This is a genomic window from Alteromonas sp. KC3, from assembly GCF_016756315.1.
Lineage (GTDB): Bacteria > Pseudomonadota > Gammaproteobacteria > Enterobacterales > Alteromonadaceae > Alteromonas.
Genome location: NZ_AP024235.1, coordinates 2,558,552 through 2,573,007 on the forward strand (window position 1 = coordinate 2,558,552; position 14,456 = coordinate 2,573,007).

At 42.6% G+C, this 14,456-nt stretch carries 11 protein-coding genes; 5 read left to right on the top strand and 6 right to left on the bottom strand.

All coding sequences use genetic code 11. The features are described from left to right. Window positions 1-201 precede the first annotated feature (201 nt). Entirely contained in the window at window positions 202-2,166 is a 1,965-nt protein-coding gene (locus JN178_RS11490) for an ExeM/NucH family extracellular endonuclease (protein ID WP_202261693.1), read from the top strand. A gap of 148 nt (window positions 2,167-2,314) precedes the next feature. On the opposite strand, the gene JN178_RS11495 is transcribed toward JN178_RS11490, so the two are convergent. Further along, window positions 2,315-4,000, bottom strand: a complete 1,686-nt coding sequence (locus tag JN178_RS11495; RefSeq protein ID WP_202261694.1) for a response regulator — start codon at window positions 3,998-4,000, stop codon at window positions 2,315-2,317. 211 nt (window positions 4,001-4,211) lie between these two features. After that, window positions 4,212-4,883, bottom strand: coding sequence for a 2OG-Fe(II) oxygenase (locus JN178_RS11500; RefSeq protein ID WP_202261695.1), 672 nt, complete (start codon window positions 4,881-4,883; stop codon window positions 4,212-4,214). Between the two features lie 287 nt (window positions 4,884-5,170). Between JN178_RS11500 and JN178_RS11505 the strand changes: the two genes are divergently transcribed. The 4 genes from JN178_RS11505 to JN178_RS11520 all read left to right on the top strand — a co-directional run bounded on the left by JN178_RS11505 (window position 5,171) and on the right by JN178_RS11520 (window position 11,079). After that, on the top strand, window positions 5,171-6,724 hold the full coding sequence (locus JN178_RS11505; protein ID WP_202261696.1) for a bifunctional GNAT family N-acetyltransferase/carbon-nitrogen hydrolase family protein: 1,554 nt from the start codon (window positions 5,171-5,173) through the stop codon (window positions 6,722-6,724). Between the two features lie 191 nt (window positions 6,725-6,915). Continuing rightward, complete coding sequence (locus JN178_RS11510) at window positions 6,916-7,737, top strand: hypothetical protein (protein WP_202261697.1); 822 nt, start codon at window positions 6,916-6,918, stop codon at window positions 7,735-7,737. Window positions 7,738-7,852: 115 nt separating this feature from the next. Beyond that, window positions 7,853-8,590 carry a 23S rRNA pseudouridine(2604) synthase RluF gene (gene rluF, locus JN178_RS11515; protein ID WP_202261698.1) on the top strand — a complete coding sequence of 246 codons (738 nt, stop codon included), beginning with the start codon at window positions 7,853-7,855 and terminating at the stop codon, window positions 8,588-8,590. A gap of 131 nt (window positions 8,591-8,721) precedes the next feature. Further along, complete coding sequence (locus JN178_RS11520; RefSeq protein WP_232369552.1) at window positions 8,722-11,079, top strand: MHYT domain-containing protein; 2,358 nt, start codon at window positions 8,722-8,724, stop codon at window positions 11,077-11,079. Between the two features lie 73 nt (window positions 11,080-11,152). Here the strand turns inward: JN178_RS11520 and rpsO are convergent, their stop codons facing one another. The 4 genes from rpsO to rbfA form a co-directional block, all read right to left on the bottom strand. Continuing rightward, window positions 11,153-11,422: a 30S ribosomal protein S15 gene (gene rpsO / locus JN178_RS11525; RefSeq protein ID WP_202261699.1), complete on the bottom strand. Its 270-nt coding sequence runs from the start codon at window positions 11,420-11,422 to the stop codon at window positions 11,153-11,155. Window positions 11,423-11,529: 107 nt separating this feature from the next. Then, window positions 11,530-12,831: a hypothetical protein gene (locus JN178_RS11530; protein WP_202261700.1), complete on the bottom strand. Its 1,302-nt coding sequence runs from the start codon at window positions 12,829-12,831 to the stop codon at window positions 11,530-11,532. Between the two features lie 159 nt (window positions 12,832-12,990). Continuing rightward, a complete protein-coding gene (truB, locus tag JN178_RS11535; RefSeq protein ID WP_202261701.1) occupies window positions 12,991-13,962 on the bottom strand; it encodes a tRNA pseudouridine(55) synthase TruB in 972 nt (323 codons plus the stop codon). Beyond that, window positions 13,963-14,364: a 30S ribosome-binding factor RbfA gene (gene rbfA, locus JN178_RS11540; protein ID WP_159625913.1), complete on the bottom strand. Its 402-nt coding sequence runs from the start codon at window positions 14,362-14,364 to the stop codon at window positions 13,963-13,965. It abuts the gene before it with no gap. Window positions 14,365-14,456: the final 92 nt, after the last annotated feature.

Consider the following 14,456-nt stretch of genomic DNA (forward strand, 5'->3'; position numbering starts at 1 on the left):
ATAAAGCATGTATCTTTTGTGACTTAACCCTATGAATAAAATTACCTGTAAAATCTATCCTATTGTTTTATATAAATAATTACTAAAACATACTGAATAGCGTTAAGTCATGTCTATCCGATAAAAAGCGATTTATTATCTCGCGATAATCTGCACTGAAACACATCGTTTGATGGCGATATGAACAAACGAGATAAAGGAATGACAAACGTGAAAGGTATTTTTACGCTTTTAGCGACAACTTTGCTCGCTAGCCTTCTAATAAACACCAGCGATGCTAGAGATATCACAAGCACTGCCAGCGAAGATAAGAAATTGCCACCAGGCTTAACGTGTAACAACAGTCAAGCTTATGTAACGTCAATTAACAAAATTCAAGGAACCGGCAATCGCTCATCCGAGGTTGGCAATCAACATATCGTCGATGCAATTGTTACTGCACAACGTGAGAATGGCTTTTTCATTCAGCAAGCAGAAAGTACCATTGATAATGACGCAACGACCTCCGAAGGGTTATTTGTCATTGCCCCACTTAAAGTTCCCATTGGTCATCGAGTCATGGTTAAGGGAGTGGTAAATGAACTAAGCGGTATGACTACGCTTATGTCGAGTGTAGATGATGTCATAGACTGCGGCACTGGCATTTCCATTAAACCTATCTTTTTGGATATGCCTTTGACCCTCGATTTGGAGACGGTCGAGGGCATGAAAGTCAAAATCAAGAGTGCAACTGTGGTGAATACTAATAACTTATGGCGCTTTGGTGAGCTTGCTGTGAGTAACACTCTCAAACGACAGCCCTCTGATACAGCCATTCCACTCAGTGAAGCTTATCTCGCGGCAAAACAACAGTCTGCTGACAATATAATTATCATTGAAGACAACAGCGATGCTAAGCACCCTAGCTCTTTAAGTTTCTATCCGGCATTTAGTTATGATAATCCAATTCGTATTGGTGATTCCCTCGACGTTGTTGGGACAGTAAACGAAGCTAACGGAAGTTTTCGAATAAATCCGATTGAACCAATTAAAATTAACTCAACGCGAGAAGCGCTGCCAACTATTGAGCGGGGCAACCTATCGGTGGCAACATTCAATGTACTGAATTATTTTAACGGTGAACGAGACCAAGAGGGCAATGTTAATTTCAATTATGACGGCAATCGTGGTGCGAAAGACTATAGTGCGTTTCTATTACAACAAGCCCGAATCGTAAACGCCATCATTGCATTGAACGCTGATGTAATAGGGTTGATGGAAGTTGAAAATGATGGATTTGCAGCCGATAGTGCTATTGCCTCACTGACCCATGAAATTAACGCACAACTAGATGGCGACAAACACTATCGATTTATTAGTACAACTGACGGAACACCTGTTGGTACGGATGCAATAACCGTGGGGCTACTTTATAGAGAATCAGTGGTACTGCCTTCGGGGACGGCCCAAGTGATACCCATGCCAGAACAGCAGATTAATGCTACAAAGTTCGCGCGCATGCGCCCCACTCTCCTTCAAAGCTTTACACACATTGATTCGAACATTGATTTTGTCGTTGCGGTAAATCACTTTAAGTCGAAAGGGTCAAAGTGCGCCGAAGATTTATCTTCGCAGGTTTCTCAGCAAGATATTATTCAAGGTAGCTGCAATGCACTGCGTAATTCAGCCGCAGTTACTTTAGGCGAAGCAATGAGAGATAGTACTCTGCCCTTGCGGCAGATAATAATGGGCGATTTCAATGCTTATAGCGCTGAGGATCCAATTGCAGTGCTGACTGACTATTCTAGCGAAACTCGCGGGTATCCAATAAAAACCGCTACAAATACGCACTTAAATTCAGGTAAAGCAGTAGCTATTAACAAGGCTTACCACTTTATTAATCTCGCTGATAGGTATGATAAAAATGGGTTCTCTTATTGGTTTTATGGTTCAGAGCAAGTAGGCAGCCTTGATCACGTTCTTGTCAGTAGCTCAATGGCAAAACATGCTATAGATGCTACACATTGGAACATTAACTCGGTTGAAGCTTACCAGCTACAATACAACCAAGCGTTGCGTTATTTTAGTAACGAAAAAGGATACGCCTTTTCCGAGGTTGGCCCCTATAGAAGTTCAGATCATGACCCGTTCATAGCCACTTTTCATTTAAGTAGTAACAATAATTAATCATATCTTGCTACAGACATAAGGTAGGGCAAGATAACAAGGCACTTCTCTAGTATCTAGCGACTTAATAACAAAAAGGTAGTAAGCAAAAGGCCCACGCATTATCTTGAGTGGGCCTTTGTACTTTAGAGCAAGGTCACAGAATTGCTTACGCTTTTGCGGCGACCACACCCACTAAGTCAGACACGTCAGATTCATCTACTTCAATGCCAATTCGTTTAATATACTGGTCGCGCTTGCTCGTTTGAGTAGGTGATAAAGTACTTTGCATCAATACCTTTGCAGCGCGTTGAGCGCATTCTATTTGATCATCGGTTAGATCATCAGCTAGATGTATTTGGGCTACGACTTTCAATAGGCTAAGCGCTATTTGCTTATCTTTTGGAGACAATGTGAATGCTTGACGCAGGTTATTAAAAGCGGGCAGCAAGCGGTTTTCTTTGTAATTTACCGTTGCCATATGCTTCAATTCTTTTGTTGTGAATTGAATCTCACTACGCTCAATTGACTCTTGATTCAGGTACTCATTAACCACCTGAGAAGTGAACGTATCACCTTCAATTTGCATCCTAAGTTTATCTAGAATTTTAACGCAGTGCTCACGCATCCCAAGCTCGTGAAATGCTTTCATTTTGTCTAAGCTGTCTTCTAATGACAAACCATCTATGGACACCTTCTGCGCTTTCATTAGCGTTTCTGCTGCCCGTTTATCATCCTTCAAGCAAAGCACTCTTGCTTTTATGACATCCATTTGGCTATCTAACTGGCCTTGAATACCCTTCTGCACACGCAGTTCTTCAAGCTCCGACTCGGCGCGTTTAATAAACTTCTCGCCTTCGGCGCCACCTAAACTCGTCGCCAGATCTATCGTTGAACGAATAACATTGAGTACCAATTGGGGAGAATCATGTATAGAATTTTTGGCGTATTTTGCCATATTTTGGACGGCGGCTAATTGCCCTGTTTTGTCGTGATTCAGGCGCGCCAAATCCCATAAACGCTTGTTTCGCTCTATGTTACGCGGCGCTAACCTACTCGCTTCTTTCATTTGCTCATAGGCCACGTCAAACTGCTCTTTTTCAATAAAATATTGTGCAAGCAAATCGTAAGTAGGAAAACGCGTATCATGTCGCTTTAGCAAATCATCAACGAGTAGCTGCGCTTCCTCAAGCTCGTCTTGCCTTAGCAACGCTCTAGTTAAACCTATATGAACCCACGCGTGGTCCATGCATTGTAGCAACTCGCGAAAATAGTTTTCTGCCGTTTCGTAGTCTCGTAACTGCAGTAAACAGTCGCCAATAAGACGCTTTATGCGAGGATGATATTCTACTAACGACATATCTTTTAGTTGTCGTTCTGCATAGTACATTGCCGTTGAATAGTCAGACGTTTGCATGCAATACAGCATTTTATGCAGCTTGTATCGAATTTGAAGCAAGTGTTCAAAGCGCGTTTCTATTTTGTTTCGCTGTAAAGGCTTAACCCAGAAGTCGTCAGGTTGCAATTCGACAATACAGTTAACCAGTTCTGGCGAGGTTTCAGCGCTTAAGAAAATAACCGTGGTGGTATCACTAATGTGATTGAGGTGCTTGAGTTCTTCAAACAAATGAAAACCATCTTTGTCATGGCTGACATTGAACGCTAGAAGTACAAAGTCAAACTGACGCTCTTCACACATTCTTTTTGCATGAAATGCATTAAATGCACTGCGAACGTGCTTTATGCCAATTTGATGTAATGCTGATGTTATCACTTCATGCACTAATCCTTGGTTATCAATAACCAATACATGAAGGTCTTCCCGTGGAGTGGGACTAGGTATTCTTTGCGACATTTACCAATCACTTTATGCGTCTTCCCGAAGCCTCTGTTACTGAAATCAGAAAATTTCAGACCCCATAAGCTTAACTGCACGCTAAAGGAAGGCTAGCACACCGCTACAGATAAGGTGTTAGTTGATACTAGCGTGCATACAGGCGACTTTTATTATTACTTTAAATCCTGCTTTTTAAATAGTAGCACTTAGTCGCCTTAGAACGCTAGGGTTACTTAGGGGGATCGATATGATCGTTCACACTGCCGTTGACCCTAAACCATCCTGCAACTGAGTGACGAGCGCGCGTTGCAGGAAGCACTTCATGGGGAAACTGTTCACTAAGAAAAACCACGAACGTCCCTTTTTTAGGCAGTATTGAAATACCCTCATCATCAAGTTCATCACGATATAAAACGAGTTCTCCCCCTTCAGATTGCTGCCACTCGTCATTTAAATAGGCAACTAAAGAAAGAACACGATTACTTTGTCCTCTGAACGCATCTACATGGCGTTTGTAAAATTTACCTGGTTCGTAACATGCAAAGTGACTTTCAAAAGAAAACAACCCCATAAAAAGAGAGCGATTTACGTACTGTTGCATAGCTTCACACCAAGAAAGCCACAATGCACCTTCTTCAGATGAACCAGTAATCCAGCATATCTGATCTCCTCTAACCGATTTAGCGTGTTGAAAATCGTCAGCCCTTCCTATGCCTGCGGTTTTATATTCACGGCTATTCAGCGTGTTCTGGCACGTGATAAGTGCGTCGACGACGAACTGAGGCAAGCCATTCTCTTGAATAGAAAACCCTTTTTCTACCAAATCAGTCACAACACTTTCAAATAATGCTTCGTCAAAAACATGCAGCGGTTGATGTAAAGCTAAGAGGTCTCGATTCATTGTATTAAGTGGTGCCTAGATAAAATTGGGTTTTAACAAAATTTGAAAGGGTTATACCGCTTGAAGTATGGAGTCGCAATATCTTTAGGCTTTCCAATCACCGCTATTTTTTTGTCGAGATAAGAAAAAATATTCATCACATAAAAAGTCGCATATTTTTTGCTTAACTATACTTATCTAAAAACAACGTAAGCACGCGCAAGTGTGTGATAAGCAGTAAATTTTATAAAAACAAGTGACCTTTGTTCCGCAACAAGCGTAAACAAAAATAAAGTAGCGAGTAATTCATGAGCCAAGATCAGACACAGATAGAAGAAACCGAACACCATTTAGATTTGAGAAACCTTCGCTTAGACGATTACAGCGACGTAAAAGCATTGATGGACGAAGTTTACGTGAATGTAGGGGGCGCATGGCCATATACCAACTACAAAGCACAAGTGACTACATTCCCCGATGGCCAGATATGTATTGAAGATAAAGGCAAGGTCGTTGCTTTTGCTATCTCAGTAATTGTTGATTATGACCAATTTGGTGACAAACATTCTTATGATGAAATTACAGGTGATGCATATCTCACGACTCATGATCCAAATGGCGATGTTTTGTACGGTGTTGAAGTTATTGTCTCGCCAGAATATCGTGGACTTAGGCTAGGACGTCGTCTTTACGAAGCGCGCAAAGAACTGTGTCGTAATTTGAATCTAAAATCAATTATGGCTGGCGGACGTATTCCCAACTACAAAAATTATGCCGAAGAAATATCGCCATACGAGTATATTGAGCAAGTAAAATCTAAAGATATATACGACCCTATCTTAACGTTCCAACTCTCTAATGGATTTGAGGTGAAGCAGGTCATGTCGGCCTATTTACCAGAAGATGAAGCTTCAAAAGGCTACGCAACGTTGCTTCAGTGGCACAATATCTATTATGAGCCCGGTACCCCTTCGCTTATTGCCAGTCGCAAATCGAGTGCTCGCATTGGCTGTATTCAGTGGCAAATGCGTTACTTCAACAACGTAGAAGAGCTACTTCAACAGGTGGAATACTTTGTAGATGCACTTTCAGATTATTCGTGTGATGTAGCACTTTTTCCTGAGTTTTTTAATGCTCCCTTGATGGGGTTGAGCCCGTCTGACTCATCAATCGACGCAATTTGGCATCTGGCCACTTATACCGATGAAATTCTTACTTCGATATCGCACCTAGCCGTGTCATACAATATCACCATTATCGCAGGTTCAATGCCTGTCGTTGAAGGGGAAGAACTGTTTAACGTCAGTTATATATGCAACAGAGATGGCACCATTGAAAGCCAGTACAAGTTGCACCCTACCCCTCACGAGAAAGAAGATTGGATCATGAAAGGTGGTAACAGCTTAAAAGTCTTTGATACCGACTTCGGAAAAATTGGTGTGCTAATTTGCTACGATGTTGAGTTTCCTGAACTTGCACGCGTGCTGTCTGACCAAGAGATGCAAATACTTTTCGTACCGTTTTGGACTGACACCAAAAATGGTTACTTACGTGTTCGACGCTGCGCGCAGGCGCGTGCCATCGAGAACGAATGCTATGTCGCCATTGCCGGAAGTGTCGGCAATCTTCCCAAAGTAGACAATGTCGATATTCAGTACGGCCAAACAGCCGTTTTCTCGCCAAGTGATTTTGCGTTTCCACATGATGCCATCGTGTCTGAAACCACGCCAAATACGGAAATGACACTCATTGTCGATTTAGACTTAGACAAGCTCACAAAATTGCAAAATGAAGGTTCGGTAAGAAATTACCTGGACCGTAGAAGAGACTTATATCGCGTAGAATGGCTAGGAGATAGCTAGTCGAATAGATTACATTTGGCATTTGCTACCAATTAGCGATAACATGGCGTTGCGCGAAAATAAAAAAGGTTTTTCTTACCGCAACGTCTTGTTATCTGTCACAGGTGTAAGTGACATCTAGCGTTGATTGAACCGTGCAAACAAGTGCATGAAATACGCGAAAAACCACCAAACGAGAATACCGATTAGCTATGGCAAACAATTCAAAAAACGACGAGTTCCCGACCATTCGATTGGATGAAGAAGACCGTCGCGACTATCAAACAAAAAGGCAGGCGTCTGTAACTAGCACGCCCCCCTCTTCATCTTCACAAACTTCTCATACCTCAAACACTAGCGCTAGCAGCAGTGGTAATGGTATTTGGATAACGTTGGTTGCGCTTGTCGCCCTGACCGCGTGTGGTGGTTGTTACTATCTGTATACCTTATTGGAGCAACAAAAAGTTATCGCTCAAGAAGCAGACAAGCGTATATTGCAACTCGAAAACAAACTGTCTGCCACCGGCGAAGAAATTGGTGAATCGACTGTTGCCTTGCAAGTCAAAGTGACTGAACTTAGCAATAAAACCAATGAGTTGTGGGAGCAAATGGATAAGCTATGGGCTTCAGCGTGGCGCAGAAATCAAAAAGAAATTGCTGACCTGGGTGATCGCGTAGGTAATGTCCAAACGGCTCTCAACAAGAATATTGATACCGTCGCCAATGATGTGAAATCGCAAACGGCTGTGATTGGCTCGCTGAAAAACCAGCTAGCATCGCTCGCAGATGAACTTCTTGCGGTAAACGTTCAACTTGAACAAGCGCTTAACGACAAGCAGAATGCCCAGCAAAGCGTAAGAAACCTGAGTGATAAATTGTCGGTTCTTGAACAGCGCAACACAACGCTTTCAGGTAGAATTACCAGCCTTGAAAATGAGATCCGCGACATAGCAACAAAGGTCGTCTCTCGTAGTTCAGGTACAAGTGGCGCTGGCTCAACGCCTTCATCGCCCTCAGCCGTGAGTAATCCGTAGTTTATATATGAAACTACAAATAACGAATAAAATAAAAAGGGGCTTATCGCCCCTTTCTTATTGTCGTGTTACCATCTCACAACAATTTTCTTAATTCCCAAGGACACTTTGCTCAATGAGTGAAAACACGCTCAAGCGTTTAAATAAATATATTAGTGATACAGGCCTTTGTTCTCGCCGAGAAGCTGACAAACTTATTGAGCAAAACCGCGTTACCATCAACGACAAAGCCCCTGAGCTTGGCACTAAAGTAGGCCCCGATGACAAAGTAAAAGTAGACGGGAAAGTTATCGGTGCAGTGGCCGCTGATAAATCGGACCGCGTTTACATTGTCTATAATAAGCCCATAGGAATTACATGCACTACCGAGCGTCATGTAAAAGGTAACATCATAGATGCTATTGCTCATAAATCCCGCATATTTCCAGTAGGTAGACTCGATAAGCCATCTGAAGGACTCATTATTCTCACTAGTGATGGTGATATCGTTAACAAGATACTTCGTGCAGAAAATGCTCATGACAAAGAATACGAAGTAACGGTCAATCAACCCATTAGTGAGAGGTTTGTTAAGCGCATGTCACGCGGTGTTCCCATTCTTGGTACAGTAACTAAACCGTGTGTGGTCAAACCTACAGGGAAAAACAAATTTACTATTATTTTGACTCAAGGTCTCAATAGACAAATACGCAGAATGTGTGAATTCTTGGGTTACGAAGTCACAAAACTAAAGCGCACGCGCATAATGCACTTAGAATTGAGTGGATTGCGGCCTGGCCAGTGGCGCAATCTAACGGAAAAAGAACTTACAACATTGCAAAATGCCGTTCGGCACTCCAGCAAAACCGCTTAGATTATCAGAGAATGTGAGCTTTATTGCGGCTCGCATTGCTCTTTGAGTGCATTGAAAATCACTGATTATTTGTTGGTAGTGGAGCGATAGACTACATTTATAGTATGTAGCCACCATTATCACTTTTTCTTGTGGACCATAGTTATCATTCATTTTCACTATCGCACTACGATGCCAATACAGAAGTACTGGCTTCTTACGAGATAACCTTTGTCGTCATCTCAATTTTGATTGCGGTAGGCGCCTCGCTCGTCTCCTTTTCACTGTCTGCGCGTACCGCAAAAGCAGACTTTAAAAATGAGCGCGTATTTTGGTCTATCGCCTCTTCCTGCTTTCTCGGTTTTGGTATTTGGGCAATGCATTTTGTAGGGATGCTCGCCTATCGGCTGCCTATTGAAGTAACCTACGATCCCACGATTACCGTTCTCTCTATTGTACCCGCTATTCTGGGTAGCCTGGTGGTAATTGCTTATCACCCCAAAAAACAAAAAAAGCTTTGGTTAAATAGTATTTTAATGGGCTTAGCTATAGGGAGTATGCACTATATCGGCATGATGGCTATGCAAATGGAAGCGGCTATGGTTTACAACGGCTGGCTCTTTCTTCTATCTGTCGTTGTGGCCGTAGTCTTATCTGGCATTTCTCTACATATACATCACAATGTTATGCGTAGGCAACTCGGTATTGCTAAACAGTTACTTCCAGCCATCGCGATGGGTTGTGCCATTGCTGGAATGCATTATACCGGTATGGTGTCCATGCATGTTTTTCCTATTTCCTCTACGGTGTACTCTGATAACCCTCATCATGAAGACCTCGCTTACCTCGTTGTATTTATGGTAGCGTTTTTCTCTATCATTTTTATTTTACTCTTTGAGTTACGAGCGAGAACACTGTCTTCTGACCGCTTTACAGCGGTACTTAACACCGTTCAAGAAGGCGTATTTACCTTTGATACTGATGGTCGACTTGAATTTGTTAACCCAGCCGCACTTGCAATGTTTGGATATAGCAGAGCCGAAGTAAAAGACAAGCGCGCGAGTGAACTTGTCAGCCCTAATAAAGATGGTCTATCGACTCTGCTCAATGAAGTAATCAAAGCGACAAACTCGAGTGAACCACGCAATTCTCCCATTCGCATAGAAGGCTTAAAGAAAGATGGGACCACATTTGCGCTATCTTTGTTGGTCAACAAATTGCCTGGTAACCACAAAGCGTTCGTCTGCACTGTAAAAGACCTTTCTGACGTGCGCAATCAGGAAGTGTTTGCTCAAACGGTTTTCGACACATTGCCAGATATGTTGTTCGTAAAAGATGCCAAAGATCTTTCATTTACCCACGTGAACGACATGGGTAGCAAAGTACTGGGAATTGCAAAATCAAAATTAGTTGGACTTACCGACTTTGACATTTTTGAACGCGATGCAGCAGAGAGAATTATCGCCTCTGATCTCAACATTTTGACCCAAGATAAGAAAGAAAGCTGTGATGAGCATCAGTTCACAATCAATGGTGAGGAGCGTTATTTACAAACTAAGAAAGTGGTTATAAACGATGCGAATGATGAACCTCGCTATATATTATCACTATCGGAAGACGTCACTGAGCTACGACGAACTCAACATAAACTAGAATCACTAAACAAGCGAATGTCCATGGCTGCCGATGCCGCGCACATTGGTGTGTGGGAATGGAATTTAGACACTAATGAGCTAATTTGGGATGACTGGATGCATAGGATATACAGTATCCCAAAAGATGAGTTTGAGGATAACTACTCAGTGTGGGCTGACACTGTGCACCCAGATGACTTTGCTGCTGTTCGAGCAAAAATAGACTATGCCATAAAAAATCACACAGAGTTTCATGCCCAATTTAGGATCAGGTTAACCATGGATGTGGTAAGGCATATTCGCGCTGACGGTCGCATAGAAGGCAATAAAATGTTTGGCATTAACGTCGACATTACTGAGCAAGTAGAAGCAGAGCTAAGAATTACCGAACTGGCTAATCACGATACCCTTACAGGCTTGGCAAACAGACATGCATTGTCATCTTTCGTAAGACAAGAGTTTCTGCGTATAGAACGCACATTCATGAAGTGTGTTTGTCTATACTTTGATTTGAATAAATTCAAACCTATTAACGACTTGCATGGTCACAATGTAGGTGATGAAGTATTAATTGAAGTTGCTCGACGACTGAAAAAGTTGTGCAGAGTATCTGACCTAGCAGCACGGGTTGGTGGTGATGAATTTGTTATTATCGTGACCGATGTAGATGCGCATTTTTCGCTTTCTGAGCTTATGAACAGAGCACAAAACACCATAAAGCAACCTATCTATACCAGTATCGGCTTCGTAAATATTGGCACAAGTATAGGCTATGCGTCCTACCCAGATGAAGCGTCAAACTTAGATGAGCTCATTCGAATAGCTGACGAAAGAATGTTTGAATATAAAGGCGTGTCAGGCGCAAAAGTTAGATAACATAGCAACCAAGCTAACCGCTATCTCGCGCATAAAAAAAGCGCCCATTGGGCGCTTTTCTTGAAACCTAGTCTTAGCGACGTAGACCTAGACGCTTGATAAGGTCAAGGTAACGCTGAGCGTTCTTGCCTTTAAGGTAGTCTAGAAGCTTACGACGTTGGCTAACCATACGTAGAAGACCACGACGTGAGTGGTGATCTTTCTTGTGATCAGCAAAGTGACCTTGAAGCTTGTTGATGTTGTGAGTTAGCAAAGCAACTTGAACTTCTGGTGAACCAGTGTCGCCTTCTTTAACGCCATACTCAGCAATGATTTGTGCGGTTTCTGCTTTAGTTAGTGACATATCATTCTCCTTAATTAATGCTTCGCCGATCACTAATTCAGCAAAGCGGAATGAGCCGCGTATTATAATGACGTTTGCGTACTTAGCAAGGATCTCTGCAAAGTATTTTAATAGCAAAAATCATCGATATAATTTTCTTCCTCTGCCAACCGTTTTTCTATCGCATCACTGTAAGGTAGGCGCTCTAGAAATTTTTGTGCGCTAATATCACCTTCCGTGCTCATCAGGTAGCCTCGGTACACGTAAAGTGCCAACTTCTCTTTTTTTTCTTGGTTGGTTATGGTGCTCAATTGTTGCTCTACAAAATCCGGCGAATGAAAAGCGCCTTGCTCTAAGGTTCTAAAAACCGCTTCATCGGTATTGATACCACTTTGCTCTTTCACCCATAGCAGAGTTGCTTCGGTATCTTGCCCTGCCCAGCGCTGAACTACTTCATTAACAGCGCTCTCATAATTCTCGGCAGATGCGCCGTCAACATACCAAACGGCAGCTTGTTCGGGGTTAGTGTATATATAGGTATTAAAAATAGCGCTACGGGCATTTTGCTTTCGCTCGCCTTCGGCAGAAAGGGCATACCAATCTAATGCCGCTGTTAAATCCTTATTTGCCCAGTGAGCGAAAAAAGTGTGGTCAACGCTGGTGTTGTTCTGTGAATTTATGACATACAACATTTGCTCAAAATCGTCTGGTGAATTGAGCGATTGCGTAATTTGAAAAATAGCACTTGCTCTGTCGTCTTCTGACGTTATACGCACGAGTGCATCAAGCGCCTTATCTACCCCTATTTGAGACAAGCTCGCGAAAATCCGGGTTACGTAGTGAGAGCTATTGACTTCACTCTCTTCGTTTTCTGTTTGTGCCAAATACCAATCAATAGCTGCATCGGGCTCTCGGGCAGCCCAGCTCTCAAGTGCGGAAACGGAAAGAAAATACTTATATCCATCGTCTTCTTGTCCTCTATTTAAGTATTCAAGGGCGGATTCAGGCTCAATCTCTGAAAACCTTACTGCCGCAGCAAAAACAATCATCTGCCCAATAAGGTCGCTATCTTCCATTTTCCAATTATCGATTATGCTTTTTAACGTTGTAGTGTCTGCATCTACAATAAGTGCAATCATCTCACTAAGCTGTTCAGTACCTCGTAACTGTTGTGAACTCAACCGCTGCCATTGTTTTGGGTCTTGGACAGACTCTTTGTCTATTTCAGCATATTGCGTTGAATCGCCCCCGCCATTCTTTTCGCGTATGTCATCTTGCGAAATGGCACGTTCGTGTTCCTGCTGTTCAAGCGATACTTCTGTGTTAATAGGATAAATCTGTAAACCAGTGCCGTCGTTTTTAAACAACATGCCGAGGAAAAATGCCATGCAAAGGCTTGCTAACCAGAGGGGAATATAACGTTTCTTCATGTAACCATCCTTGCTTACACAGCGTTTAGTGAGTGTGATGAGTTAAGCAGTACACGTAATGGCTCACGTTTTTCAATTAGCCATTAATGAAATGTAAATTATCAGAGATAGTAAAAGATGAAAAGCTCGCTCACACGTACAAGCGAGCTTTGTAAAGCGTTAAGCGTAAACGACTCGCCTTTTGGGGTTCAAGAATACTTCGTTCTTAGGTGTACCTTGATCTTTCGGATCAAGAACGCCTTCCCCAACGCCTAAAAATAGGCCAGAAGTGTCTGTCCCATGATAAACGCGATACGCTACACCCGTTTCTAACGCGACATTGCAGGTTCCTTTCACCGATTGGCCATTGTCAAACCGACTACGTTCCTCATCGTTGATAGTAACAAACGGTAAGCGACTCACTGCAGTGTCCATTGGAATCAGCAGTGCATCAAGGGCATCAAAGTCTCCCTCTTCTAACGACTCTTGAAGTTCAATTAACCTTTCTAGAGACACCATCTTATCAGTAGGGTAATCGGCGACCTCAGTGCGATGTAAGCGCGTTACATATGCACCACACCCAAGATTCTGGCCTAAGTCATCGACAATAGAACGAATATAAGTTCCTTTACTACACTTTATGCGCATATCGACATAAGGAAGTTCAATGCGTAACACGTCAAGCTCGTAGACTTCTATGTCACGGGGCTCTCGCTCAATCTCTATCCCTTGACGGGCATAATGATAAAGCGGTTTACCTTGGTGTTTAAGCGCTGAGAACATGGATGGTATTTGTTTGCTCTTACCCAAGAACGCCAAACACGCATCACGTACTTGTTCTTCGCTTACTTCAACAGGCTTTTCTTCAACTACTTCACCGTCCGCGTCAGAAGTTGTGGTGCGAATACCAAGTTTTGCAGTAACCTCATAGGTTTTTTCCGCATCAAGGAGAAACTGAGAAAACTTAGTTGCTTCACCCAAACAAAGTGGAAGCATGCCACTTGCAAGTGGGTCAAGTGCACCTGTATGACCTGCTTTGGCTGCTTTATACAGCCAGCGCACTTTTTGCAATAGCTGATTTGATGAACCACCTAGCGGTTTATCAAGCAACACTATGCCGTTTATATCACGGCCTTTACGACGTCTTGCCATCTACTCCTGCTCTTGTGGGTCGTCTTTATCACGCTTTGACTCATCTTTAGCGATAGTCTGTGACACAAGATTAGAAATACGCATACCTTCGACAATCGACTTATCTTCAAAGAAGTGAAGGTCTGGTACTGAACGCATACGAAGGCGCTTCGCTAATATACTACGAATGAACTTCTTGTATTCCACAAGTTGTTTAATCTGTAACTTGCCTTCTTCCTCGGTGCTGTTGTATATGGTCACAAAGATTTTTGCATGCGCCAAATCTCGCGATACATCTACATCTGACACTGTGATCAAAGGCATATCGCCAACGCGATGCTTGTATTCGTTTTGCAGAATGCTCGCCACTTCTTTATGAACTTGCTGAGCGACTCTGTCGGTACGTGAAAATTCACGGGCCATTGTACTCTCCTTTCCTTATTTAAACGTCGAGCATGTTTTAATTTTATTGACTAAATACAGACAAAAACGGGAGCACTCGGCCCCCGTTTTTC

What these genes read in the sequence shown, in the direction of transcription:
- rluF (WP_202261698.1), top strand. Translation starts at nt 7,853, where the DNA reads ATGAGTGAAAACACGCTCAAGCGTTTAAATAAATATATTAGTGATACA.
- JN178_RS11490 (WP_202261693.1), top strand. Translation starts at nt 202, where the DNA reads ATGACAAACGTGAAAGGTATTTTTACGCTTTTAGCGACAACTTTGCTC.
- rbfA (WP_159625913.1), bottom strand. Translation starts at nt 14,364, where the DNA reads ATGGCCCGTGAATTTTCACGTACCGACAGAGTCGCTCAGCAAGTTCAT.
- JN178_RS11500 (WP_202261695.1), bottom strand. Translation starts at nt 4,883, where the DNA reads ATGAATCGAGACCTCTTAGCTTTACATCAACCGCTGCATGTTTTTGAC.
- rpsO (WP_202261699.1), bottom strand. Translation starts at nt 11,422, where the DNA reads ATGTCACTAACTAAAGCAGAAACCGCACAAATCATTGCTGAGTATGGC.
- JN178_RS11530 (WP_202261700.1), bottom strand. Translation starts at nt 12,831, where the DNA reads ATGAAGAAACGTTATATTCCCCTCTGGTTAGCAAGCCTTTGCATGGCA.
- truB (WP_202261701.1), bottom strand. Translation starts at nt 13,962, where the DNA reads ATGGCAAGACGTCGTAAAGGCCGTGATATAAACGGCATAGTGTTGCTT.
- JN178_RS11495 (WP_202261694.1), bottom strand. Translation starts at nt 4,000, where the DNA reads ATGTCGCAAAGAATACCTAGTCCCACTCCACGGGAAGACCTTCATGTA.
- JN178_RS11505 (WP_202261696.1), top strand. Translation starts at nt 5,171, where the DNA reads ATGAGCCAAGATCAGACACAGATAGAAGAAACCGAACACCATTTAGAT.
- JN178_RS11510 (WP_202261697.1), top strand. Translation starts at nt 6,916, where the DNA reads ATGGCAAACAATTCAAAAAACGACGAGTTCCCGACCATTCGATTGGAT.